Here is a 25,086-nt window from a genome sequence, read left to right as displayed (position 1 = left end):
CTAGTACATCATTACTACATCATACAGTCATGATACAGCACACTTGTGTGGTCGTTAGCTCCCATAAAACATTGATTTATTGTCTTATTTTACAATTTTGATGTAATTATGTAGTAATTTCATTTAACTAACTATAACGTTGTAATTATCTACTTTGGCTGTAATTAATTTAACAAATTATTAATATATGAGAAATATTATTTTTAGCTTTTTAGCACTCCTATTGCTTCCAGCCTACATGTCTGGTCAAGTAATTAAGGGAAAAGTAGTGGATAAGGTAGGGTTAGGAATTCCTGGAGCAATTATTATTGCAACTGAATCTAAAACTTCTGCTGATACTGATTTTGATGGTAATTTTGATATCAATGCCAAAATCGGTGAGGTATTAAAAATAAGTATGCTCGGTTTCGAAGCTATTTCTGTTACAGCAACTGACGGGGTAATGAATATAACATTAAGCGATTCAAAGGATACTGAATTGAAAGAGGTTGTTATTATTGGGTATGGATCTCGAAAAAAATCAGATAATACAGGTTCAATTTCACAACTTTCCGCATCGGATATCACCAAAACGAAAGTACTGAATGCCACGCAAGCGATTCAAGGAAAAGCAGCAGGTGTTCAAGTTATTGGAACTGATGTGCCAGGTGCCTCTCCTTCACTTATCATTAGAGGTATTGGTACGTATGGTGCTGATAGAACACCATTATATGTTGTGGATGGTATTCCTACCAAAAATATTAATAATTTAAATTCAAATGATATTGCGTCTTTTGATATTTTAAAAGATGCTTCATCATTAGCAATTTATGGTAATCAAGCGGCTAATGGAGTAGTTATTATCACTACTAAAAAAGGAAAAGGAGACAGAACGACGGTTGAATATGATGGTTTTTACGGGGTTCGTACACCGCTAAAAACAGTTAAAATGGCTGGTTCTAATCGGTTTGCTTATTACTCTGATGTGGCAGAACAAAACACTAGATTTTCAACAGATCAACGTTATAATACGAATTGGTTTGATGAAATTACTAGATTAGGAATGTATTCGTCTAATAATTTATCCATTTCTGGTGCATCTGAAAAAATCAATTATTTATTCAGTTTGAATTATTATGACGAAAAAGGTGTTTTAGACGGATTGGATTTTAATCGTTTTACTTTTAGAAATAATAACGATTACAAGCTTTCGGATAAACTAAAAATCACTCAAACTTTAAGTGGTTCGATATCTAAGTCTACGCCAAAGCCATTATCTGCTTTTACTTCGGCTTACAAACAATCGCCTTTGGTACCAGTGCGTTATGACAATGGAAGATGGGGAATGCCAATTATTGGGGCTGATGGACAAGCTTCAACTACTGGATCTTTATTTAATAACGTTGGAAATCCTGTAGCTCAATTAAACTATTTTACCGAGGAACAAAAAAATCTATTGCTACAGGGAAGTATTGGACTGGAATACAAAATTTTTGAAGAATTAAAATTCACATCTAGAGTTGGATTGGAGTACAATACTTTTAAAAGATTTTCTTATACGCCTACACGTGAATTATGGTTGGCAGCAGATCCTTCAAGAGATGTGGCTAATTACTCGGCTTCAGAGCCAATAAATGAATTGGTAACTGGAAGAAGCGATTACTTTAACTGGAATTTTGATAATTTCTTGACGTACAATAAAAAGTTTGCCGATATTCATGATGTTGAAGTAACATTAGGTATGTCAGCTCAAGAATTTGGAAGCCGTGAAGAATTAGAAGTAAGAGGCAGAAACGTACCTGAAAACTCTAATTATTGGAGTTTAAATTTGTCTAATGCTCCTTCTAATAATCTTGTAACACGACACGTTATTGGAAATCAAAGAAATTTAATTGGGTATTTTGCTCGATTTCAATATACATTAATGGAAAAATACCTTTTCACGGGTACGATTCGTAGAGATGGTTCTTCACAATTTGGTTCCGATAATAAATGGGGTAATTTCCCGTCATTTGGTTTAGGATGGGTTCTTTCAAAAGAGGGCTTCCTTGCAGAAAGTAAAACAATTAATTTCTTAAAACTACGAGGTGGTTGGGGAAGATTAGGGAATCAAAATGTTCCTATTAACCAACAAACTTTTAGTTCTGGTGCTGGATTAGGATATGATTTTGGAGGTTCACTTTATTCAGGAACAACTATTGGTGCATTTATTGACCCTACTTTGGGTTGGGAAATTACGGATGAGGCTTCTGTTGGTTTAGATTTTAAAGCTATAGAAAACAAATTATCTGGATCATTTGATTGGTATGATAAAAATACATCTAATGTAATACTTAATGTTACTCCACCGCTTACAGTGGGTACAGGAGCTACTCCAGCTCATGCCGGTGAAATCTCTAATACTGGATTTGAAGTTTCGTTGCGTTGGGATGATAACATCAATGATGATTTAAAATATTGGATTGGTGCCAATTATTCGAATAATAAAAATGAAGTTTCAAAAGTATACAATCCATTAGCCATTAGACAAAATGGAGGTTCCATTAACAACGGTCAGTTTACAAAACGATTGGAAGTAGGAGAACCTTTGGGAAGTTTCTATTTGTTTGAAGTAGCGGGTTACGATGCGAATGGTAATTTCACTTATTTTGATCAAGATGGCGGAATTACTTCTAATCCAGTGGAAACAGATAGAAAATTCTTTGGGTCTTCATTACCAACGTATTATTATGGTATGAATTTAGGTTTTGAATACAAAAACATTGATTTTTCAGTTGACGGTTACGGAGTAGGCGGAAACAAAGTGTATAACGGTAAAAAAGCACAACGTTTTGGTAACGAAAATATTGAAGCCAGTATAGCTACTGATTTTTGGACTCCATCAAATACTACTGCTGGAAATCCGGCACCGTTTAATTCAGTTCCATTATCTTCAGATTACTATTTAGAATCAGGAGCTTTCCTTAGAGTAAACAACATTACTTTAGGATACACATTACCTAAAATGACAAAATCTGTTTCTTCAGTTCGTATTTATGCAAGTGCTATAAATCCATTTATATCTCAAAAATTCACCGGATATTCTCCAGAATTGAATAATGATGGTGATCCAATGGGACTGCAAGGAATTGAGTTAGATGCTTATCCGACATTGAGTTCTTTCATTATTGGTGCTAACGTAAAATTTTAATAAGATGAAAAAAATATTTATACCCATAACTTTAGTAGCTGTAGCGCTGCTTTCTAGTAATTGTTCCAATGATTTTATAGAAGTCGCTCCCACAGAAAACATTGCCGAAGCCGATTTGCTAACAATCTATAATAACAATGAAGGAGCAAAAAGTTTTGTAACGGCTATTTATAGCAACGCTTTAAGCTTTAGTGCGAGTTCATTTTCATGGAACGGATTAACCAGTATGACCTCAGATGATGCTGATAAAGGATCAGATCCGGGAGATTCAGGGACCGATAAAGACAAGTGTGATGCATTGACCTTAGATGCTACTTCATTATCTGTTCAAGAAGTTTTTGAAACTAATTACCAAGGGATAAGCAAGGCCAATATTGCGCTAAACTACCTTCCGAGGTTAGACAAAGCGGATGCTGCTGTTATAGAACGATTAACAGGTGAAGCTAAATTTCTTCGCGCTCTAATGTATTTTAATCTGGTTAGATGTTACGGTGGTGTGCCAATTGTGGATCACGTTCCGGTTCCATCATCAGCCGAAGATACCGATATGACATTAATTCGCAAATCGAAAGAAGAGGTTTATAAATTCATCGAAACAGATTTATTAGCGGCTATTGCTGCACTTCCTGAAAAATCCGGCTACGCAATTTCTGATTTGGGAAGAGCAACAAAAGGTGCTGCTCATGCTTTATTAGCTAAGGTATATCTGTACCAAGGAAATTGGCAAGGTGTCAAAGACCAAAGTACTGCTGTAACCGGATATAATTTAGTTACTGATTATGCTACAATTTGGAGAGAAGTTGGAGAGGATAGTGTTGAATCTATTTTTGAAATCCGTGGTTACGGAGGAAATCCATCGCAAGGGATTGAAGGGTATATGGTTTCTCAAGGAGCCAGAGGAACAAGTGGCTGGGGCTGGGGTTTCAATACTCCTTCGGCAAGTTTAGCTAATTCGTATGAAACTGGCGATGTAAGAAGAGACGCTACAATTATTTTTGCAGGCGAAACGATGTGGGACGGCAGAATAGTTTCTCCACTTGTTGCTAATCCGAGATATAATGAAAAAGCGTATGTAAGTAATACAGCAGAAACGTTTAATGGGGATTGGGAAACTACTAAAAATATCCGCGTCTTGCGTTACGCAGAAGTATTATTGATGCAAGCGGAAGCTGCAAACGAAAGCGGTACAGGTGATGTTACAGGACCGTTAAATAGAGTAAGAAGCAGAGCTGGTTTAGCTAATACAACCGCTACAGGACAAGTTGCTTTGAGAGCTGCTATCAGAGCAGAAAGAAGACATGAATTGGCTTTTGAGCATGACAGATGGTTTGATATCGTTAGAACAGGTCAGGCAAAAGCAGTTATGGCGGCAGATGGAAAAACTTTTGTAGAAGGTAAACATGAATTGTTTCCGATTCCTCAAAAATTCATCACACAAGCTAATGGAAAAGCGACACAAAATCCAGGGTATTAATTAAAAAAAATCCAGCACCTTTTCTCTTTTCTTAGCTAGTTCAGGAAGGAGTTAGAGGCAAGGACAAACACATAAAAAATCTAAAAATGATTAAATTTTCAGCTTTATTTATGCTCATTACGTTTCTTGGATGTGATTCTTCTGGATCAAGTACAGATAATGGTCCCGTAGTTACACCGCCAGTTACCGTTCCTCCGGTGGTAAAACTAACGGATGACGAATTGTTAGATGTAGTTCAAAAACAAACTTTCGCTTATTTTTGGGATTATGCGGAATCAAATTCAGGGATGGCCAGAGAACGTTATATTCCACAGGATCCTTCATTTGATCAAAATATTGTTACCACAGGTGGTTCTGGTTTTGGTTTGATGGCGATTGTTTCAGGAATGTCTCGTGGTTATATTTCAAAAGCACAAGGAGCGGACCGTTTGAACAAAATTGCTAATTTTCTGAACACTGCAGAGCGTTTTCACGGTGCATGGCCACATTGGATCAATGGTACTACAGGTCGCGTAATTCCTTTTGGGACTAAAGATAATGGCGGTGATTTAGTAGAAACCTCTTTTTTAGTAGCAGGAATGATAACTGTTCGCGAATACTTTAAAAACGGAACAACCGAAGAAAAAGCTGTAGCCCAAAAATTCGATACGTTATGGAAAGGAGTCGAATGGCAATGGTACACTAACAATCAAAACAAATTGTTCTGGCATTGGTCTCCTAATTACAATTGGGAAATGAATTTTCCGCTGGAAGGCTACAATGAATGTTTGATTACGTATGTCATGGCAGCAGCTTCACCAACACACGCAATTGCTCCAGCAGCTTATCACGAAGGATGGGCAAGAAGTGGTGGCATAGTTTCAGCCAAAACCAAATACAATCTCCCTTTGATTTTAAAACACAATGGAGCTGAAGAATTTGGCGGACCTTTATTTTGGGCTCATTATTCTTATTTAGGTTTGGACCCAAATCAATTGACGGACAAATATGCCAATTATTGGGATTTGAATACCAATCATACTAAAATCAACTATTTATATGCTGTGGCTAATCCAAAAAATTTCAAAGGATATGGTGCTAATTATTGGGGATTGACGGCTTCGTATTCTCGTAATGGCGATGGCTCAATAGGTTATGATGCGCACATGCCAAGCAATGACAAAGGCGTTATTTCGCCAACAGCTGCGATAAGTTCGATAGTGTATACTCCGCTAGAATCTAAAGCTTTCATACGTAATTTGTATGAAAATTATAAAACAGAAACTTGGGGTGTGGCTGGATTTTATGATGCACACAGCCAGCATTATCAATGGACAGCGCAACGTTATTTGGCGATTGACCAAGGACCAGAAATGGTGATGTTAGAGAATTATCGTACGGGTTTATTGTGGCAGTTGTTCATGAATGCTCCGGAGGTTAAACAAGGTTTGATTAATCTTGGTTTTCATTCTGGTAAATATGGTTTTTAACCAAATTCATCCAAAGAAATACTAATAATTATTTGTAATTAATAAAATATAAAACATGAAAAATAGTATAAAAATATTTTGTCTTACTACGGTATTTTCAATGCAGTTATTGACAAGTTGCTCAGATAATGTAGACAGTAATGAGCCATTAGAATATCCTCCAATAGGTTCTTACAATACATCTGATGATGTAAATGCAGAAAATCTGATTGCAAAATGGAATTTCGATAATAGCATAGCCGATACAAAAGGCGGACTGACAGGAACCGGAAAAAATGTAACCTACACAGAAGGTATTAAAGGACAGGCTTTTCAAGGTTCGAATGCGCAGGAGCGTTATGCAGTTTACAATAATGCAACTGCTGTAGGTGCATTGAGTAGTTTCAGTTTCAGTTTTTGGATGAAATCCGGACAAACCGTTCCTGATGGTGGTGCTCCAGGACAAGGAAAAGGGATTCAAGGAATATTTTCTTTAGTAAACCCAGCTGGTTTTTGGGGAGGCTTAAACTTGTTTCTTGAAAATCCTGATAATGCAAGACCTAATACCCTTCGTTTGAAAATGGGAATTGAAAACAAAAGAGTAGCTTGGGGAGGACAAGGCCCAATTTTTAATATCGATGGTGCAATTGATACTTGGATTCAAGTAGTTTTAACTTATGATGCCGTAACTTCGAGATACACTGTTTATAAAAATGGAGAAAAAGGTACGAGTAGTATTTACGGAACTCCTTATGGTCCTTTTACTGATGTAACTGGTTCTTGTATTCTTTATGGTGATAATCCAGGTGGTCCTGACGGAAGCAATGCAAACCCAAACAACGCTCCACTATACGGTGCATTGGTTTTTGCAACTCCAAATTTATCTCAGCTAGTGATTGGATCCAATCAATTTAGTACTTCACCATCGTTAACAACTACGCATGGAGACGAAGGCTGGGCTACTGATTATGCCGGGTTGCTGGACGAAATGAGAATTTATAAATCAGCTTTAAGCACAAGTGAAGTAGTAGCGCTTTATAAATTGGAAAAAACAAACAGATAATAATTTTACATCAAAAACAGATTACTTAATCTTAAAAGTAATCTGTTTTTTTTAATTCTTTTCTAATGAATAAAAAGCTTCTTTTTCTACTGCTTTGTGCAACGCAATTTATGTTTTCACAAAGTGATATAATTGGTACCCTAAAAACCGAAATCGTACAAAAACGCGAATTGGCTTTTGCTTTACACATTCCTAAAAATACTAAAGAGAAAAAACCTTTAATTGTATTTCTTCACGGTTCTGGTGAAAAAGGAACTGATATCGAAAAAGTAAAAGCGCATGGACCATTCAAGTATTTGAAAAATCACGAAATCGATGCTTATGTTTTGGCACCACAATGCCCGGAAAATGAATATTGGAATGAAGAAGTGCTCTACCGATTGATTCTTAAAATCCAGAAAGAGAATAACATCGACAGCAACAGAATTTATCTCACAGGTCTTAGTATGGGAGCCTGGGGCGCTTGGAATTTGGTTGTAGCACATCCTGAAACCTTTGCCGCTTTGGTACCTATTGCAGGATATGTAGATCGAATTCCTATGATTGAAAACTGTAAAATTGCAGCGATCCCAACCCGAATTTTTCATGGTTTACTTGATGATGTTGTAAATGTCGACTATTCGATTGCGATGTATAAAAAATTAAAAACCTGTAATACTAATGTGACACTAACAATTTTTGATGATGCCAATCACGACAGTTGGTCACGAGTATATGACAACCAAGATATATATGACTGGATGTTCAAACAAACAAAAAACAGACAAGATGAAAATTAAATTGATCATACTACTTTTTGGAATTTCACTTTTTGGCTACAGCCAAAAAAAGATCTCTAAAAAGCAGGTTAAAATTAAACCTAGAACAGAATTCGTAGCAGATTTACTTTCGAAAATGACTTTGGAAGAGAAAATTGGACAATTGAATTTGCCTACTTCCGGCGATATTACTACCGGTGCAGCAAGCAGTTCTAATGTGGCGAAGAATATCGAAGACGGAAAAGTGGGTGGCTTATTCAATATAAAATCGGTTCAAAAAATAAAAGAAGTACAAAAAATTGCCGTCGAAAAAAGCCGATTGAAAATTCCGTTGCTTTTTGGAATGGACGTTATTCACGGCTATGAAACGACATTTCCTATTCCGCTAGGATTATCCGCAACTTGGGACATGAAATTAATTGAAAGAAGTGCTCAAATCGCTGCTCAGGAAGCGAGTGCCGATGGGATTAACTGGACATTTTCTCCGATGGTTGATATTTCCCGCGATCCACGCTGGGGAAGAGTTTCTGAAGGTTCCGGTGAAGATCCGTTTTTAGGAAGCGAAATTGCAAAAGCAATGGTCAATGGCTACCAACAAAATGATTTGTCAAAAAACAATACCATTTTATCGTGTGTGAAACATTTTGCTTTGTACGGCGCGCCAGAAGCAGGACGTGATTACAATACGGTGGACATGAGCCGAATTAGAATGTACAACGATTATTTTCCGCCTTATAAAGCGGCTATCGATGCCGGTGTAGGTTCAGTAATGGCGTCTTTCAACGAAATTGATGGAATTCCAGCAACCGGAAACAAATGGTTAATGACTGATGTTTTAAGAAAACAATGGGGATTTAAAGGTTTTGTAGTAACTGATTTTACTGGAATCCCTGAAATGATCGAACACGGAATGGGCGATTTACAAACGGTTTCTGCTCTGGCCCTGAATGCTGGAATAGAAATGGATATGGTGGGCGAAGGTTTCTTGACGACTTTAAAAAAATCATTAGAAGAAGGAAAAGTAACCATTGAACAAATTGATAACGCTGCACGTCTTATTTTGAATGCCAAATATGATTTGGGACTTTTCCAAGATCCCTACAAATATTGTGATGAAAAAAGAGCTAAAACAGAAATTTTTACAAAAAGTCATAGAGATGAAGCAAGAAATATTGCTGCACAATCGTTAGTTTTATTGAAAAACAACAATCAGTTGCTTCCGCTTAAAAAATCAGGAACGATTGCTTTAATCGGACCATTGGCTGATGCCAAAGAAAATATGGCAGGAACTTGGAGTGTAGCTACAAATATGGAAAAATCCATTTCATTACTAGCAGGAATCCAAGAAGTGGCTGGGAAGGATACGAAAGTGCTTTACGGCAAAGGGAGCAATCTGGATTATGATGCCGCTTTCGAAGAAAAAGCAACCATGTTCGGTAAAACGTTACACCGCGATAACAGAACTTCCGAAGAATTATTGGCGGAAGCCTTGAAAATTGCAAATCAATCTGATGTGATTGTAGCTGCTTTAGGCGAATCAGCAGAAATGTCTGGAGAAAGCAGCAGCAGAACGAACTTAGAGATTCCACAGGCACAAAAAGATTTATTGCAAGCCTTATTGAAAACAGGAAAACCAGTTGTGCTAGTTTTATTTACAGGTCGTCCATTGGTTTTGGTACAGGAAAATGAAACAGTTCCAGCTATTTTGAATACTTGGTTTGCAGGAAGTGAAGCCGGAAGTGCGATTGCTGATGTTTTGTTTGGAAATGAAAACCCTTCTGGAAAATTAACGGCTACTTTTCCAAGAAGCGTTGGTCAAGTCCCTATTTATTACAATCAAAAAAACACGGGAAGACCGTTAGGTAATAAAGAAGGAAAGTTCGAAAAATTCAGATCGAATTATATCGACGAAAGAAATGAACCTTTATATCCGTTTGGTTTTGGATTGAGCTATACAACTTTTGCATATTCAAATTTGAAAATTTCATCGGATAAAATGAACTTCAATGAGAATGTAAAAGTTACTGTTGATGTTACCAATACAGGAAATTTTGAAGGTAAAGAAGTGGTCCAGTTGTACATAAGAGATCTAGTGGGTTCCGTTACAAGACCACTAAAAGAGTTGAAAGGTTTCCAGAAAATTGCTCTTAATAAAGGAGAAAAACAAACGGTTACTTTTGAAATTTCAGTTGAAGAATTAAAATTTTATAATTCAGAGCTGCAGTTTATCGCTGAGCCTGGTAGATTTGATGTATTTGTAGGTACGAATTCCAGTACTGATAACAAGGTTAGTTTTGAGTTGATTAAATAAATTTGGTTTGTTTATTTAAGATCAGCCCTTCGGTATTTATATCGGAGGGTTTTTTTTGTAACAAAAAAAATGGATTTGTTAAAACGGATACTTTAATACAACCCTATTTTATTTACTTTTATCAATTCAAAAAAATCAATCAAAATGAAATATTTATTTTCTCTTTGCCTGCTCTTTGTATTGAGTTTTGCACAGGCGCAAAACGTCGCATCGCCCTCGGGTAAAATTGCCTTAAGTTTTAAATTAGAGGCTAACGGACAGCCTTCTTATGCGGTCAACTATAAAAATAAAGCAGTCGTTTTAGAAAGTGCTTTGGGAATAAAATTAAAAGAAAAACCAGCTTTAGATGCAAATTTTGAAATACTGACTTCAAAAGCAAGTACTTTCAAAGAGTCTTGGAAACCTGTTTTAGGGGAACAATCTAGTATTCTTAATAATTACAACGAACTTATTATCTCCCTGCTAAACAAAGAAACGAAGGTGAAAATGAATATCATTTTTAGAGTTTTTGATGAAGGAGTAGCTTTCAGATATGATTTTCCAAAACAAGCAGAGCTCAATTATTTTATTATTTCGGATGAGGTTACCCAATTTAATTTAACTGAAAACAATAAAGTATTTTGGATTCCAGGAGATTTCGACAGCAATGAATACGAATACAACGAAACTAAATTTTCTGATATTGATAACTCCAAAATCAATATGAATAACGGAATTGGAGTAAAATCAATTCCAGGGAAATACATGGTTCAAACGCCGTTGATGATGAAAGCGCCTTCCGGTTTGTATCTCAATATTTTTGAAGCGGCAGTAGTAAATTATCCAGTCATGCATTTGAATGCTGATGTGACAAATTACAAATTAAAAGCTGAATTAGTTCCGAATGCTATTGGTGATAAAGCCTATTTGCAAACGCCATGTGTATCGCCTTGGAGAACCATCATGATTAGTGATGATGCTCGGGATATTGTAAGTTCTAAGATGATTTTGAACCTAAATGAACCGTCAAAATTAGAAGATACTTCTTGGATCAAACCTATGAAATATGTTGGAATTTGGTGGGAAATGCACGTAGGAAAATCGACTTGGGATTATGCCGGTTCTCAAAATGCCACTAATTTTGCAGATGCACCTAAAGCATCGGGAAAACACGGCGCAACTACCGAAAACACGAAACGATATATTGATTTTGCTGCAAAAAACGGTTTCGACGGGGTTCTTGTCGAAGGTTGGAATGTAGGTTGGGAGGATTGGAATGGAAACTGGAAAGAGGAAGTTTTTGACTTCACCACGCCTTATCCGGATTTCGATATTGCGGCTCTTTCGGCTTACGCCAAAGAAAAAAACGTAAAAATGATCATGCATCATGAAACATCGGGTTCCGTAAGCAATTACGAAAGACACTTGGATCGCGCTTTTGATTTGATGAAAAACTACGAATATTCTGCGGTAAAATCGGGTTATGTGGGCAAAATCATTCCGCGTGGCGAATTTCATGACGGGCAATCAATGGTGAATCATTTTAACTTTGTGGTAAAACGCGCTGCGGATTATAAGATTATGATCAACTCTCATGAATCGTCAAGACCAACTGGTTTTGGAAGAACGTATCCTAATTATATCGCTGCCGAAGCGGCTCGTGGGAATGAGTTCAATGCTTGGAGCGTTGGAAATCCGCCTATGCATGAAACTATTTTGCCATTTACCAGACAATTGGGCGGACCTATGGATTACACGCCGGGAATATTCGAAATTAAAATGAGCTATTATGATAAAAATAAAACGGAGCAGGTTCATACCACTTTAGCCAAGCAACTAGCTTTGTACGTAACGATGTATTCTCCGCTGCAAATGGCGGCCGATTTATTAGAAAATTACGAGAAATACCCAGATGCTTTTCAGTTTATCAAAGATGTTGAAACGGATTGGGACGAAAGTAAATATTTAGAAGCGGAACCAGGCGATTATGTGACAGTTGCCCGAAAAACAAAAGGAAAAGAAACATGGTTTTTAGGAGCAATCACCGATGAGAATGCCAGAAAATCAGAAACAAAATTAGACTTCTTGACCAAAGGGAAAAAATACAAAGCCATCATTTATGAAGATGCTAAAAATGCTGATTGGCAAAACAATCCTATCGCTTATAAAATCAAGACTATTATGGTGACCAGCAAATCAAAAATCAAATTGAATTTGGCTCCAGGTGGAGGAACAGCAATCAGTTTTGAACCGATCCAATAAGTATTAAATCCTGCCAGAACTTTTAAACTTGCAGGATTTTTTTTGAATCTAACCTGAAATATTCGCAAAGAATTACGAAATTGCGAAAGCAACCAAAATCAGAATTGTAAAGAAGAATACCAAAAAAAGCTCCAAATTTATTATGAAAAAATCAATTGTTTTAGCCGCACTTTTATTTGGTGGAATCACCGTTTTTGCGCAAACTAAAGACGAACAAGCGTTAAAAGATATTTATAAATCTTCCCTTACTAATGCCAAATGTTATCCTTGGCTGGAACATTTATCCAACACCATTGGATCTCGATTATCAGGTTCCACAGGAGCCGATAAAGCGGTTTTGTATACCAAAGCACAATTAGAAACACTAGGTTTAGATAAAGTGTACCTTCAGGAAGTAATGGTGCCAAAATGGGTTCGAGGCGAAAAAGAAATAGCGTATTTACAAATGGGGAAACAAAAGATCACTTTCCCAATATGTGCGTTGGGTGGCTCAGTTGCCACTCCAAAAAAAGGATTGCAAGCACCAATACTAGAAGTAAATAGTTTGGAAGAACTGACTGCATTAGGAGAAGCAAAAGTAAAAGGAAAAATTATTTTCTTTAATAGACCGATGAATCCAGAATTCATAGAAACTTTCAAAGCCTACGGAAGTTGCGTAGACCAAAGATCATCAGGAGCAAGAGAAGCTGGAAAACTAGGTGCTTTAGCCGTTATTGTCAGATCGATGAATTTGCGCTTAGATGATTTACCGCATACCGGTGCAACTAATTATGGAGATATTGCCAAAGAACAACGAATTCCGGCTGCAGCCATTAGTACAAACGGAGCAGAACTTTTAAGTAAAAGTTTAAAACAAAATCCAAACGCAGCATTATATTTCAAGCAATCTTGCGAGACCTTTGATGATGTGTTGTCCTATAATGTAGTCGGTGAAATAACGGGTTCTGAACATCCTGAAAGAATAATGGTTGTTGGCGGGCATCTTGATTCTTGGGATCTTGGAGATGGTTCTCATGACGATGGCGCAGGATGTGTCCAAAGTATGGAAGTGTTGAATATCTTCAAAAATATTGGTTACAAACCTAAAAACACGTTACGCGTGGTGTTGTTTATGAATGAAGAAAACGGTGTTCGAGGCGGAAAAGAATATGAAACACAATCCAATAAAAATAATGAAAATCATATTTTTGCTTTAGAAAGTGATTCGGGAGGATTTTCTCCAAGAGGATTTTCAATTGAAGCTGACGAAGCAAATTTTAACAAAATTAGCAGTTGGTCAACTTTATTTGAACCGTATTTAATACACAAATTTGTAAAGGGACATTCCGGGGTTGATATCGGTCCGTTACAATCCAATCACATTGTAAAAGTCGGATTGCAACCAGATTCTCAACGTTATTTTGATTATCATCATGCTGCAAATGACACTTTTGATGCTGTCAATAAAAGAGAGTTGGAACTAGGAGCGGCAGCAATGGCTTCTTTGCTTTATTTGATGGATCAAAACGGTATAGCTAAGTAAAAAAAGCAATAGTTTTTGGTTTTAAGCAATAAGAATAAAACAATGTCGCATTTTTTTTACCATATAAGTCATAAAAGTTTAAGTTTCACTTCTGTTGAGCTTATATAACTTAAGTAACAATAAGGTCATTTAAGGTTTAATACTTACATGACTTATATGTTAAAAATTATTCCACTCATTTTATAGTGCGACATTAAATATTTCCAACTAATTACAATCATTTTTTTTAATATTTAAAAGAAATTGTGAATGTAGCACCTTCATTTATTTTACTTTCCACGGCGATTCTTCCGCCTAAACTAGTGATGTGATTGTACACTAAATACAATCCTATTCCATTGCTGTCTATGTTATTATGGAATTTTTCGTATAAGCCAAAAATCTTATCTTTAACTTTATCCATGTCAAAACCGAGTCCATTATCAGAAAAAATTAATTGATTTACTCCATTGACTTTTCTAGATTGGATGGTAATAATGGGTGTTTTTTGTGGTTTTGCATATTTAATTGAATTGGTTACTAAATTCAAAAAAATACTTTTGATATATGCTTTGTTAAAAGTAATATTCTCAAAAGCTGAAAAGTCAACTTTAATAACTGCTTTTGAATCTTGGACTAGAGAATTTATGGAAATTAGGACTTCTTCAAGTGATTCATTTAAATTTATTTCTTCAATTTGAGTATTTATACTTTCGTTTTCTACTAATTGATCAATAGAATCATTTAAAGTTTGTTTTAAATTTTCACTGGTTAATTTAAGAATTTCTACTAACTCCAACGTTTCTGGATCATTGATTTTTGAAACGTCTATAAGGCTGAAAACAGAAAGCATATTATTTATGGGAGACTTTAAATCATGCGAAGTTTTATGAGACAAAACGGTTAGTTCTTTGTTGATTTGCGTCAAATTTGCAATAAGCAAATTGCGCTCTTCTTCCATTCTTTTTTTATGGGTGATGTTTTTAGCAATTGCATAGACTAATTTGTCCGACTCAACAGGCATTGATGTCCATGATAACCAGACAATTTCGCCACTTTTTGTTAAATAGCGGTTTTCAAAATTTAAAAGAGGTTTGTTTTTATAAACTTGTTCTCTGGTTTCTATAGTGATTTGGAGGTCCGGTGTGTAAACAAAACTGCTGATAGGTCGAGAATATAATTCCTCTTCCGTAAAGCCTAATAACTTTGAAACAGCGGGATTTATTCTTCTAAAATAGCCATCAAATCCTGCAATGCATATGAAATCTGCTGAGATATTAAAAAAATTATCAAAGTGATAGTCTGTTTTTAAAGAAGGTATAGTGGTGTTATTTTTGGTCATTTATAATTTTAAGAAATTATACTGTATTAAAATTACGCAACTTGAAACTAGCAAATCCGATTTATAAATTTAACTAATTAAAATTAAAAAAAAGAAAAAAAAATGAAACACTTGTTAATTTTATACGTTTTGTTTTTTTAAATCAAATTCATAAAAAAAGCCATCATTTATGACAGCTTATTTAATTTTTTTATATAGGATGAATTAAATTCTAAATATTCCTCCCACTGCGATAATTCTCTGGAAAAAGAAAAAGTCTTGAGAAGCACTGTCTTCAGTATTCTGTGTAGTTCGAATGTCTTGCATGTTGATGTAACCTCCTTTGAGTTCTCCTTGTAAATAAAAGTGCTTGAAAAAAGTAACATTCAATCCTGCCTTTAACGAGGTACCATAGCCCGAAACATGGAAATCATCATGTCGTTCTTTTCCCAATAAAGTTGTGTTTGTTTTTGGATACAATAGACCAAAACCAACTCCTTCCGTTAAATTGATTTGAATTTTATCAGTGTTTTCAATAGCGAACATTGAGGAGATATCGTCATGTCTGGATACTTCAGTATTGACATAATTTAAACCATCAGTGTGCTCGTACTTCAGAAATTCTTCTGTCAATAACACTTGATTGTTGGGCAATATTTCATCATACGATCCTGGATTTTGATAATAGCCATCAATAGGAACAGCCTGATCTTGCGTCATGACATATTTCATGTGATCTACTCCTATTGCTACGCTGTAATGGTCACTAATGAAATACCCCATTCTAAAATTAGTTTGGGGAATCGTCATTCTCGAAGGATTAATATAATCCACATGCCAACCTTTTGGTTTGTCATGAGCTTCCACATTTTCTAATGTAAAATTATAATCTTTACCTCTAAAAGTGATGTCTGAATTGGAGTAGGTGTCTCTGTTTCCTCCCCATGACATAAAAAATTTCCCTTTGTTATGTGTTGTATATTTATTTTGAATTTCTGTATTTTCCTGTGCAGTTGCGTTATTGGTAAATATAATAGTAAGGAATGCGGAATATAATAAAAAATGTTTCAATGTATTTGGGGCCTAAATTTAAAATGTATTAATTGTTTTTCTGATGGCAACTAGCTTAGTCATTAAGGATTCAAAAAAATCTAAATGCAACATATTAGCACCATCACTTTTTGCATTAGCAGGATCAAAATGAGTTTCAATAAAAATTCCGTCTACGCCTACAGCGATACCAGCTTTGGCGATAGTTTCAATCATATCAGGTCTTCCGCCAGTAACTCCAGCTGTTTGGTTGGGTTGTTGGAGCGAATGGGTAACGTCAAGAACGGTAGTAGCATATTGTTGCATCGTAGGAATTCCTCTAAAATCAACAATCATGTCTTGGTAGCCAAACATGGTTCCTCTGTCCGTAACCATCACGTTTTCATTGTGACAATCCAATACTTTTTGAACGGCATGCTTCATGCTTTCTGGACTCATGAATTGTCCTTTTTTCAAGTTGACTACTTTTCCAGTATTGGCAGCAGCCACGACCAAGTCAGTTTGGCGCACTAAAAAAGCGGGAATTTGCAGCACATCAACATATTGAGCAGCCATATCAGCATCTTCATTGGTATGAATATCGGTAACGGTAGGAACTTTAAACGTTTCCGAAACTTTTCTAAGGATTTTCAATGCTTTCTCGTCTCCAATTCCTGAAAAACTGTCAATTCTAGATCGATTGGCTTTCTTGAAAGAACCTTTAAAAACGAAAGGAATTTGTAAATTATCAGTAATACCAACTAGTTTTTCGGCAATTCGCATAGCCATTTCTTCCCCTTCAATAGCACAAGGACCCGCTAGAAGAAAGAAATTGCCACTCTCAGTATATTTGATTTGTGGAATATGTTGTAGGTTCATAGTATGATTTTTTAAAGGTGCAAAGGTAGTTATGATTTACGATTTACGATTTATGATTTCCAAATAATTTGGTGCATTAACTTTTTTTTAGGAGCTGTTTCCTGCTGTTCGCTTCAATCTCCCTGAAAAACGGGAGGATTTCCACTTCCATCAGGGCTAGGGAATTGGTAAACATGGATGTTATGGGATTTTAAAGGGATTATTTTTTCAATGTAAGTCCCACTGGAACCATCAAAATACCTTTTTCATAGATGTTTAAGTAAAGTAGAATTGGTTTTTTTTGCCCAGCCCATTTTATTTCAAATACCTCTAAAAATCCAGCGCCAAGTTCACTTCTTTTTGTCGGAAACGGACAGCAGTTTTCTAATTTTATAAAAGTTATTTTTTCACCATTAGGCCCAGCAAGCGCATTGAAAAATCGTTGTTGATTAACGGTTTCATTTTTCGTGTTATTGAAAAATAGATTGATAGGATAGTCTTTGTCAAAGCCATACTTTTTGTCTTTACTATATTCTGTAATTACAAATGTATTGTCTTTATTCAGCACTAGGTTTGGGGCATTATCATCCGTATTTTTCAAAGTAGATTGTATACTCGAACAAGAGGTCATGCCAATTAGTATAGCAAAAAATAGAATCGATTTTTTCATGTTGTAGGTAGTATTAAAAGGGAAAAATGTAACTAGAGAATCTTATGTTTACAATGCCACAAAGATAAACAGAACTTTATACGTGAAACGTGTTTCAGAGATATTTTGAAACCTTTTTCACGGAATTTTTTATTTATCATTTTATCTGCTAAAATGCTTCTTATCTTTGCCCAAAAAAAACAATTATGGATGTAATTTTTCAAACTTGGTCTTGGTATATTTCTGGGTTTTTGATCGGTATGATTATGTTAGCGCTTATTTATTTTGGTAAATCATTCGGGATGTCTTCTAATTTACGCTCGCTTTGTTCTATGGCTGGTTTAGGAAAACGAGTAGCCTTTTTTGATTTTGATTGGAAAGCACAACGGTGGAATTTAGTGGTCGTTTTAGGAGCCATGTTAGGTGGTTTTGTTGCCGTACATTTTATGAGTGATGCTTCAAATGTAGCTATCAACCCTAAAACGATTGCACAATTAGCGGAGCTCGGAATCGATGCTCCTAATGGAAAATTAGTGCCAGAGGCACTTTTTGGAAACTCTATTTTAGAATCTCCAAAAAGCATTTTTATTCTGCTTGTTGGAGGTGTTTTGATCGGTTTTGGCTCGCGTTATGCCGGAGGTTGTACTTCAGGCCACGCTATTTCAGGATTAAGTAATTTGCAAATTCCTTCTTTGAAAGCGGTGATTGGGTTTTTTATCGGTGGTTTGATTATGGCTCATTTTTTATTGCCATTAATTCTAAACTAGTAAAGTAATCATCATTAAAAATTTTAAATAAAAAGTATGAAAAATATAGTAAAATATCTTTTGGTTGGATTTGTTTTCGGAATTGTATTGACCAAATCAGAAGCGGTTTCCTGGTATCGCATTTATGAAATGTTTCAATTTCAGTCTTTTCACATGTACGGAATTATTTCGGTTGCGATCTTGACAGGAATTATTGGAATCCAAATCATAAAACGAAACAACATCAAAGACATTAAAGGAGAATCCATTGAAATTCCTGACAAAGAAAAAGGATCAGCACGGTACTGGATTGGAGGACTATTTTTTGGATTGGGTTGGGCTCTAGTGGGTTCCTGTCCAGGGCCTATATTCATTTTGCTTGGTGCTGGTTTTTGGACTGTATTAATTGTGCTTTTTGGAGCACTTGTAGGAACCTATCTCTACGGATTATTAAAGAGTAAATTGCCCCATTAATGAAAATAAAGCTATCGATGAAGTAGTGTTTTCAATGGAAAACACTACTTTTTTTGGTTTAATTTCAAAATGCCCCTAACAATCAAGTACTGCGCAATGAGGTAAGTTGTCATAATTAAAAAGGAGCTGTATTGCAATGGGGTATAAAATTTGTCCAATGCCAAAATACTATCTGATGCTACAAAAACAATAGCTCCAATCAGAATATAGATATTAGCTGGTTTTTGCCAGTTCAAAAAGCCTTTCAAGGCAAATAATAGCATAATTGAAATTGTCAGTGCATAAATAATAACTGGAATTTTTAAGTCTCCCAAAGTAGGTAATAAAAGCAACAGCAGCACAATTAAATAAAAGGCGATAGCAGTAACTCCAACCCAATAAATGATTTTACTTTTCTTTAAATATATTTTTAATTGTTTGCTAAAAAGCAGGATGTAGAAAATATGCGAAAGTAGAAAAGCAATTAATCCTGCGATAAAATAAAACTTCCCTTGATCCGCAAACATTAAGATCATATCACCTATCCAAGACAGTGTCAATGCGGTTAATAGAATTTTTTTGGTAACGAATCTTTCATGTGCATAAACTGCCAGAATTAAAAACGACAATAAAAATGGTTTTAAAAACCATGCAATATCCTCTCTTCCCAATAGAATTAGCAAAAGATAAACCAGACTAAAACCAATAAAACTTTTTACTATTATGTTGCTTTTCATAAGTTGATTTTAGAATTGAAGTACCATTAATGTTTGTTTTTCAAAATTACTTTTTACAAAATAGAGCGTTACTACTAGAGATAAAAGAAGGTAACCCGCAATAATGTAACTGGCAAAAGGAAAAAGTTGGTTCATTCCAAACCAATCTCCAAAATAGAAAATTAATCCAATACCAACCACAAAACGAATACTTTCCCATAGTATAGAAATTTTGCGCGTATCCATTAATTCCGTGTAACTATAAACGGTCAAAAAAATAAAAGCACCGTAAATAAATACATTTGGTAAGCCTATTATTGCAATGGAGTTGTACAGATAGCTAATTAATAATAAAGTAACAATTGCCTGAAAAATGGACCAATACATCAGTTTTTTGGAATGTAGAGTTCCATATTTTTCAAAGTTATATACATTGGTGATTTTCGTTACTGGATATTTTTCTTCAAAATTTTCTGGACGCCAACCTGTAGGTTTGAACCAAATTGTAAACTTATCTTTCCAGTTTTCGGCGCGCCAAGCATCTGTAATTAGCAATGACAAATGTTGGAAATTAATGCGGATTGGATTCCATGTTCGTGCTGGTCTCGTTATGCCGAAAACGGGCGGAACCGCTGCTAATTCTGCTTGAAAAGTGCCAAACAATTTGTCCCAAATTATAAATATTTGGGAATGATTTTTATCCATATATTCGGGATTTATGGCATGATGTACCCGATGATGTGAGGGAGAAACCAATATTTGTTCTAGAAAACCAATTTTTTTAATGTGCTTAGTATGGTACCAGAATTGCAGGAATAAATGGATGGGTAAGGTAATCGCAATCACTTTGGAGGGAACTCCTAATAGGGCTGCTGGAATCAATAAAAAGGTAAACAAGTTGACAAAACTTGAAATGGGTTGACGCAAGGCGCATGCCAAGTTGAATTCCTCACTACTATGATGAATGGCATGTTTATTCCATAGGAAATTAATTTGGTGAGACAATCGATGGCTCCAATAGCCATAAAAATCGATAGCAATGAATCCAATAACATAAGTTAAAACAGTTGCCTCTAATTCAAATAAAGCTATTTTAGAGGCAATCCAATCATAGGAAACTAGCGTGATACTGAGTCCCAATACATCTTTTAAGGAATTAACCATTCCAGAGCTAACACTCGAAACAGAGTCCATATTGGGGGATGTATCTTCTCCTTTGTAATGCCCATATATTTTTTCAAGGATAATTAAAATTAAAAAAATGGGCATTACAAAAACTAAAATTTTACCATATTCTTCCATAAAAACTATTTTTAATATTCAAATATAGAATAAAAGAAAATGTTTTTAAATGATGCACAGTACTTTATTTCTCTCTGGGAAGTTTCTACTATTCTTTAAATGATCTCTGCATTTAAACCTGCTTCCAATAATTGGGTGCATTGTGGTTTCAATTTTTCGTAAGAACCTGTTTTTACGGTACACTTTCCGTTATAATGCACAATCAAGGAGCATTGTTCTGCTTGTTCAGGCGTGTGATCACAAACGCGAATTAAAGTTTCAATAACATGGTCAAAAGTATTTACATCATCGTTGTAAACTACAATTTCATGGTCTAATTGTATTGCTTCTTTGACACTTACTCTTTCTCTTACTTTTTCTTTAGTACTCATTTTTGTAGGTTTTTGTACTTTCGTAATTAATAAAAAAACATCACTACTAATTTACATATTTTAAAGATACCCAATTGTTTCTTTCTAGTTTTTTAACATAAGTTAATCCTTTCTCCGTGCAAGAAGCGTCTATGAATGGAATATCCTCTTGGTAGAAACCGCTTAAAAGCAATGTTCCATCTGGATTTAAGCTGTCAACATAACTTTGCATATCGTTCAACAAAATATTTCTGTTGATGTTGGCAATAATCAAATCGTATTTTTTGCCTGCCAATAAAGCAGCTTCTCCTTCATAAACGGTAATGTGTTTGCAGTTATTGCGTTCTGCATTTTCAATAGAGTTTAGGTAACACCAGTTGTCAATATCAATGGCATCGATAGGTTGTGCTCCTTTCATCTCAGCAAGGATTGCTAAAATTGCAGTTCCACAGCCCATGTCGAGCGTTTTTTGTCCGGTAACATCCATTTCTAGTAAATGTTGAATCATCATGTGCGTTGTTTCATGGTGACCCGTTCCAAAACTCATTTTTGGCTCGATTACAATATCAAATTCGGCATCTGTTTTTGGGTGAAAAGGCGCACGGACATGGCAATTTCCATCGACATCTATGGCATCAAAATTCTTTTCCCATTCTTCATTCCAATTGACTTGTGCTATCTCTTCAAAAGTATACGTGATTGTAAACTCTTCCGACTGCAAAATATGAATGTCTTCTAAAATAGTTTCGTCCCATAAATCCTTTTGAACAAAAGCGGAAATTCCCGCTTGCGTTTCGGTAAAACTCTCAAACGCTTTTTCTCCTAACTCGGCGATTAATATTTCAGAACCTAATTGTTTCGCTTGTTCGCTATCGCTTTGGTCTTTTGATTCAATAGTAAAATGATATCCAATATATATGTTTGACATGCTTCTTTTTTTTGCAAAGGTAACAATCACTATTTAAATCGCATTTGGAAATCAATTTTTATTTTACATTTGCAAAAGGAACACACTACTAACAATGAAAAAAACGACACTTTTTTTGGTGTTTTTGTACAGTTTTTTAGGAACTGCGCAAGAAAACATCAAACAAACGAAACAGGATAACGATTTAAAATTATCGGCACTTCCGTACTACAGCTTTGGAAAAGGAATTGGAATTACTTCTCCGGACAGTTTATACCAATTGAATATTCGGTTTCGGATGCAAAACAGAGTAACTTATCTAGAGAATGATGGGGAAGATGGAGCTTACGATGGACAAATTAGACGCTTGCGTTTGCGATTGGATGGATATGTAGGAACGCCAAAATTCTTGTATGCCATTCAATTATCTTTTGCCCCAGGTGATGTGGGAGAAATTAAAGAAGGGGAAAATTTAAATATTATTCGGGACGCAGTTGTTTTTTACAGACCCAACAAACATTGGAATATTAGTTTTGGACAAACTAAATTACCTGGAAATCGTCAGCGTGTTAATTCATCTGGGGGGTTGCAATTAACGGATCGCTCTATTAATAATGCCCGCTTTACGATTGATAGGGATTTTGGTTTTCAAGTCCATAATATGAATGAATTTAAAGATAAATTTTCATATAATTTTAAAACGGCTATTTCTAGTGGTGAAGGACGCAACATCACCGGAAATTCGGATGCCGGAGTCGCAGTGACTGGTAAAGTGGAACTTTTGCCTTTTGGATCTTTTGCTAAAGACGGAACTTATTTTGAAGGGGATATCATCAGAGAAAAAAGACCTAAATTATTACTTTCTGGAGCTTTTCAACAAAATAATCACGCCAAAAGGACACAAGGGCAATTAGGAAATGATTTATTTGAAGAGCGCACGATGAAATCAGTAATGTTAGATGCCATGTTAAAATACAATGGATGGGCTGCAATGTCAAGTTACATGTCTAGGGTTACGTCAAGAAATGCTGTGACAGTAAATCCAGAGGATAGTTCACAATCAAATTTCGCTTATGTTGGTAGTGGATTTGATTATCAGTTGAGTTATAATTTTCCTTCAAATTATGAGGTCATTGGGCGATATTCAACACAAAAACTAGGGAAAGATATTCAGGCGTTAGCCCCAAATTCCAAACAATATACGGTGGGCTTAACTAAATATATTTGGGAGCACAGTTTCAAACTTCAAAGTGAATTAACTTTTGATACTTTAAATTATTTTGATGGAAGTATAAAAAATAATTGGTATGTGCGTTTTCAGGTGGAGATAGGCATATAAAAAAAAGCGGTGATAGAGAAAATCACCGCTTTTTTTATGTTTTTTAATAAACTTTTATAATGCGTTTACGATGGCAACAAAATCGTCTGCTTTGAGTGCGGCACCACCAATAAGACCTCCGTCAACATCTGGTTTTGAGAAAATTTCTTTTGCATTGTCCGGTTTTACGCTTCCACCATAAAGGATAGATACGTTTTCAGCAATAGCACTTCCAAAAGCTTTGCGAACTGTTTCTCTGATAAACTCATGCATTTCTTGTGCTTGTTCTGGAGAAGCTGTCTCTCCAGTTCCTATTGCCCAAACTGGCTCGTAGGCCAAAACAATACTTTCCCAGTCCTTAGTTTCAATGTGAAATATACCATCTCTTAATTGATTTTCAACGACATTAAAATGATTTTTAGATTGACGGTCCTTTAATTCTTCTCCAAAGCAAAAGATAACTCTCATGTCATGTTCCAATGCGGTATTTACTTTATTCGCTATTAATGCGTCTGTTTCATGGAAAATAGCCCTGCGTTCTGAATGTCCCAGAATTACAGTATCCACACCTACACTTTTCAACATATCAGCGGAGATTTCGCCAGTAAAAGCACCACTTTCTGCTTGATGAACATTTTGCGCAGCAACCTCAATATTAGTAAATTCTAAATGATCAACAGCAGAAGCCAAGTTTACAAAAGTAGGAGCTACAATAACTTGTACTATCGTCTCAGTTGGGATTTTTGCTATTAATTCATTCAATAAATCTTCTGTTTGTTCTGCATTTTTATGCATTTTCCAGTTTCCTGCAACAATTTTTTTTCTCATCTTAGTTGTGTTATTTTTAGTTTTGGTTTTAAATTTTTGAAAGTTCTTTCAATAGAATTCCCTTTCTCTTTGTTTTAGAAATTTTATCTTAAACTTTCCAAGGTCTCGTTGATTTGATCAAAATCAGTTTCAATAGCACGGTACAAAGCGATTTTTCCGTTTTTGTCAACGACTATGTATCTCGGAATCCAATCTACATCCACAGCTGTGGCAAAAACGCCCTTCATCTGGTCATTTGCCATGAAATGATCTCCTTTTAAATCGTGTTTTTCAATTCCAATTTTCCATTTATCAGCGGTTTTGTCCATTGAAATAAACAGGTACGAAACATCAGGATTTTTAGCTTGTAGTTCTTTTAGTTTTGGCATTGCTTTTACGCAATCACCGCACCAAGAGGCCCAGACTTCAATGACTACAGTTTTTCCTTTATGTTTTTCCAAGATATCTTTAAAAGCGACTTGACTTCCATCCGTGGCTAAAAGGGTTTCTGATAAAGCAGCTTTGGAGAATTCTGTTTTTTGAGGTTTAGAACACGAAAATGTTACAGCTGTAATTAGTAGTAGTATTATTTTTTTCATTATCAAATTGTTTTCTAACAAAGTTAATAAAACAATTTGAACCATTCCCATAGAATGCTCTTTTTT

Annotated in this window: 21 protein-coding genes; 11 read left to right on the top strand and 10 right to left on the bottom strand. The window is 35.4% G+C overall.

The window, feature by feature from the left end; translation table 11 throughout:
• The first annotated feature begins 187 nt into the window (after positions 1–187).
• The 8 genes from BUC11_RS07540 (at position 188) to BUC11_RS07505 (ending at position 13,986) form a co-directional block, all read left to right on the top strand.
• The gene (locus BUC11_RS07540; protein ID WP_073353042.1) at positions 188–3,169 is read left to right on the top strand and encodes a SusC/RagA family TonB-linked outer membrane protein; all 2,982 of its coding nucleotides are present in this window, start codon (positions 188–190) and stop codon (positions 3,167–3,169) included.
• 4 nt (positions 3,170–3,173) lie between these two features.
• Positions 3,174–4,643: a RagB/SusD family nutrient uptake outer membrane protein gene (locus BUC11_RS07535; protein ID WP_073353041.1), complete on the top strand. Its 1,470-nt coding sequence runs from the start codon at positions 3,174–3,176 to the stop codon at positions 4,641–4,643.
• Between the two features lie 86 nt (positions 4,644–4,729).
• The gene (locus BUC11_RS07530; protein ID WP_073353040.1) at positions 4,730–6,112 is read left to right on the top strand and encodes a glucoamylase family protein; all 1,383 of its coding nucleotides are present in this window, start codon (positions 4,730–4,732) and stop codon (positions 6,110–6,112) included.
• Positions 6,113–6,167: 55 nt separating this feature from the next.
• A complete protein-coding gene (locus BUC11_RS07525; RefSeq protein WP_139259439.1) occupies positions 6,168–7,154 on the top strand; it encodes a LamG domain-containing protein in 987 nt (328 codons plus the stop codon).
• 65 nt (positions 7,155–7,219) lie between these two features.
• Positions 7,220–7,933 (top strand): carboxylesterase family protein, encoded by a 714-nt coding sequence (locus BUC11_RS07520; protein ID WP_073353038.1) that lies wholly within the window; start codon positions 7,220–7,222, stop codon positions 7,931–7,933.
• A complete protein-coding gene (bglX, locus tag BUC11_RS07515; protein ID WP_073353056.1) occupies positions 7,923–10,223 on the top strand; it encodes a beta-glucosidase BglX in 2,301 nt (766 codons plus the stop codon). The genes BUC11_RS07520 and bglX overlap by 11 nt, the downstream gene beginning before the upstream one ends.
• A 144-nt stretch (positions 10,224–10,367) precedes the next feature.
• A complete protein-coding gene (locus tag BUC11_RS07510) occupies positions 10,368–12,464 on the top strand; it encodes a glycoside hydrolase family 97 protein (protein ID WP_073353037.1) in 2,097 nt (698 codons plus the stop codon).
• A 142-nt stretch (positions 12,465–12,606) separates the two neighbouring features.
• Positions 12,607–13,986, top strand: coding sequence for a M28 family peptidase (locus BUC11_RS07505; RefSeq protein WP_073353036.1), 1,380 nt, complete (start codon positions 12,607–12,609; stop codon positions 13,984–13,986).
• A 226-nt stretch (positions 13,987–14,212) separates the two neighbouring features.
• On the opposite strand, the gene BUC11_RS07500 is transcribed toward BUC11_RS07505, so the two are convergent.
• The 4 genes from BUC11_RS07500 to BUC11_RS07485 form a co-directional block, all read right to left on the bottom strand.
• A complete protein-coding gene (locus BUC11_RS07500; RefSeq protein ID WP_073353035.1) occupies positions 14,213–15,307 on the bottom strand; it encodes a PAS domain-containing sensor histidine kinase in 1,095 nt (364 codons plus the stop codon).
• Positions 15,308–15,511: 204 nt separating this feature from the next.
• Positions 15,512–16,357, bottom strand: coding sequence for a hypothetical protein (locus BUC11_RS07495; protein WP_073353034.1), 846 nt, complete (start codon positions 16,355–16,357; stop codon positions 15,512–15,514).
• An 18-nt stretch (positions 16,358–16,375) separates the two neighbouring features.
• Positions 16,376–17,194: a 3-deoxy-8-phosphooctulonate synthase gene (gene kdsA, locus BUC11_RS07490; protein WP_073353033.1), complete on the bottom strand. Its 819-nt coding sequence runs from the start codon at positions 17,192–17,194 to the stop codon at positions 16,376–16,378.
• A gap of 199 nt (positions 17,195–17,393) precedes the next feature.
• Positions 17,394–17,843 carry a 2-dehydro-3-deoxyphosphooctonate aldolase gene (locus BUC11_RS07485; RefSeq protein ID WP_073353032.1) on the bottom strand — a complete coding sequence of 150 codons (450 nt, stop codon included), beginning with the start codon at positions 17,841–17,843 and terminating at the stop codon, positions 17,394–17,396.
• A gap of 185 nt (positions 17,844–18,028) precedes the next feature.
• On the opposite strand from BUC11_RS07485, the gene BUC11_RS07480 reads away from it, so the two are divergent.
• Complete coding sequence (locus BUC11_RS07480) at positions 18,029–18,589, top strand: YeeE/YedE family protein (protein WP_073353031.1); 561 nt, start codon at positions 18,029–18,031, stop codon at positions 18,587–18,589.
• A 36-nt stretch (positions 18,590–18,625) separates the two neighbouring features.
• A complete protein-coding gene (locus BUC11_RS07475) occupies positions 18,626–19,042 on the top strand; it encodes a DUF6691 family protein (RefSeq protein WP_073353030.1) in 417 nt (138 codons plus the stop codon).
• A gap of 44 nt (positions 19,043–19,086) precedes the next feature.
• Here the strand turns inward: BUC11_RS07475 and BUC11_RS07470 are convergent, their stop codons facing one another.
• The 4 genes from BUC11_RS07470 to prmA all read right to left on the bottom strand — a co-directional run bounded on the left by BUC11_RS07470 (position 19,087) and on the right by prmA (position 22,317).
• On the bottom strand, positions 19,087–19,758 hold the full coding sequence (locus BUC11_RS07470) for a lysoplasmalogenase (protein WP_073353029.1): 672 nt from the start codon (positions 19,756–19,758) through the stop codon (positions 19,087–19,089).
• 9 nt (positions 19,759–19,767) lie between these two features.
• On the bottom strand, positions 19,768–21,039 hold the full coding sequence (locus BUC11_RS07465) for a sterol desaturase family protein (protein WP_073353028.1): 1,272 nt from the start codon (positions 21,037–21,039) through the stop codon (positions 19,768–19,770).
• A 95-nt stretch (positions 21,040–21,134) separates the two neighbouring features.
• On the bottom strand, positions 21,135–21,410 hold the full coding sequence (locus tag BUC11_RS07460; RefSeq protein WP_066077086.1) for an ATP-dependent Clp protease adaptor ClpS: 276 nt from the start codon (positions 21,408–21,410) through the stop codon (positions 21,135–21,137).
• A gap of 46 nt (positions 21,411–21,456) precedes the next feature.
• Positions 21,457–22,317, bottom strand: coding sequence for a 50S ribosomal protein L11 methyltransferase (gene prmA / locus BUC11_RS07455; RefSeq protein WP_073353027.1), 861 nt, complete (start codon positions 22,315–22,317; stop codon positions 21,457–21,459).
• A 94-nt stretch (positions 22,318–22,411) separates the two neighbouring features.
• Between prmA and BUC11_RS07450 the strand changes: the two genes are divergently transcribed.
• Complete coding sequence (locus BUC11_RS07450) at positions 22,412–23,635, top strand: porin (RefSeq protein WP_073353026.1); 1,224 nt, start codon at positions 22,412–22,414, stop codon at positions 23,633–23,635.
• Between the two features lie 54 nt (positions 23,636–23,689).
• On the opposite strand, the gene tpiA is transcribed toward BUC11_RS07450, so the two are convergent.
• Positions 23,690–24,442 (bottom strand): triose-phosphate isomerase, encoded by a 753-nt coding sequence (gene tpiA / locus BUC11_RS07445; RefSeq protein ID WP_073353025.1) that lies wholly within the window; start codon positions 24,440–24,442, stop codon positions 23,690–23,692.
• Positions 24,443–24,525: 83 nt separating this feature from the next.
• Complete coding sequence (locus BUC11_RS07440) at positions 24,526–25,020, bottom strand: TlpA family protein disulfide reductase (RefSeq protein ID WP_073353055.1); 495 nt, start codon at positions 25,018–25,020, stop codon at positions 24,526–24,528.
• Positions 25,021–25,086 lie beyond the last annotated feature (66 nt).

Origin of the sequence: Flavobacterium xanthum (assembly GCF_900142695.1) — a bacterium.
In the GTDB taxonomy this organism is placed as follows: domain Bacteria; phylum Bacteroidota; class Bacteroidia; order Flavobacteriales; family Flavobacteriaceae; genus Flavobacterium; species Flavobacterium xanthum.
The sequence above is the reverse complement of the archived record's forward strand: the minus strand, read 5'-3'. Positions and strand labels throughout refer to the sequence as shown.

Excerpts from the sequence above, each read along its gene's own strand:
- kdsA (WP_073353033.1), bottom strand. The coding sequence starts at position 17,194 with ATGAACCTACAACATATTCCACAAATCAAATATACTGAGAGTGGCAAT.
- BUC11_RS07530 (WP_073353040.1), top strand. The coding sequence starts at position 4,730 with ATGATTAAATTTTCAGCTTTATTTATGCTCATTACGTTTCTTGGATGT.
- BUC11_RS07485 (WP_073353032.1), bottom strand. The coding sequence starts at position 17,843 with ATGAAAAAATCGATTCTATTTTTTGCTATACTAATTGGCATGACCTCT.
- BUC11_RS07525 (WP_139259439.1), top strand. The coding sequence starts at position 6,168 with ATGAAAAATAGTATAAAAATATTTTGTCTTACTACGGTATTTTCAATG.
- BUC11_RS07540 (WP_073353042.1), top strand. The coding sequence starts at position 188 with ATGAGAAATATTATTTTTAGCTTTTTAGCACTCCTATTGCTTCCAGCC.
- BUC11_RS07465 (WP_073353028.1), bottom strand. The coding sequence starts at position 21,039 with ATGGAAGAATATGGTAAAATTTTAGTTTTTGTAATGCCCATTTTTTTA.
- BUC11_RS07460 (WP_066077086.1), bottom strand. The coding sequence starts at position 21,410 with ATGAGTACTAAAGAAAAAGTAAGAGAAAGAGTAAGTGTCAAAGAAGCA.
- BUC11_RS07475 (WP_073353030.1), top strand. The coding sequence starts at position 18,626 with ATGAAAAATATAGTAAAATATCTTTTGGTTGGATTTGTTTTCGGAATT.
- BUC11_RS07440 (WP_073353055.1), bottom strand. The coding sequence starts at position 25,020 with ATGAAAAAAATAATACTACTACTAATTACAGCTGTAACATTTTCGTGT.
- BUC11_RS07450 (WP_073353026.1), top strand. The coding sequence starts at position 22,412 with ATGAAAAAAACGACACTTTTTTTGGTGTTTTTGTACAGTTTTTTAGGA.
- prmA (WP_073353027.1), bottom strand. The coding sequence starts at position 22,317 with ATGTCAAACATATATATTGGATATCATTTTACTATTGAATCAAAAGAC.
- BUC11_RS07505 (WP_073353036.1), top strand. The coding sequence starts at position 12,607 with ATGAAAAAATCAATTGTTTTAGCCGCACTTTTATTTGGTGGAATCACC.
- BUC11_RS07470 (WP_073353029.1), bottom strand. The coding sequence starts at position 19,758 with ATGAAAAGCAACATAATAGTAAAAAGTTTTATTGGTTTTAGTCTGGTT.
- bglX (WP_073353056.1), top strand. The coding sequence starts at position 7,923 with ATGAAAATTAAATTGATCATACTACTTTTTGGAATTTCACTTTTTGGC.
- BUC11_RS07520 (WP_073353038.1), top strand. The coding sequence starts at position 7,220 with ATGAATAAAAAGCTTCTTTTTCTACTGCTTTGTGCAACGCAATTTATG.
- tpiA (WP_073353025.1), bottom strand. The coding sequence starts at position 24,442 with ATGAGAAAAAAAATTGTTGCAGGAAACTGGAAAATGCATAAAAATGCA.
- BUC11_RS07500 (WP_073353035.1), bottom strand. The coding sequence starts at position 15,307 with ATGACCAAAAATAACACCACTATACCTTCTTTAAAAACAGACTATCAC.
- BUC11_RS07535 (WP_073353041.1), top strand. The coding sequence starts at position 3,174 with ATGAAAAAAATATTTATACCCATAACTTTAGTAGCTGTAGCGCTGCTT.
- BUC11_RS07510 (WP_073353037.1), top strand. The coding sequence starts at position 10,368 with ATGAAATATTTATTTTCTCTTTGCCTGCTCTTTGTATTGAGTTTTGCA.
- BUC11_RS07480 (WP_073353031.1), top strand. The coding sequence starts at position 18,029 with ATGGATGTAATTTTTCAAACTTGGTCTTGGTATATTTCTGGGTTTTTG.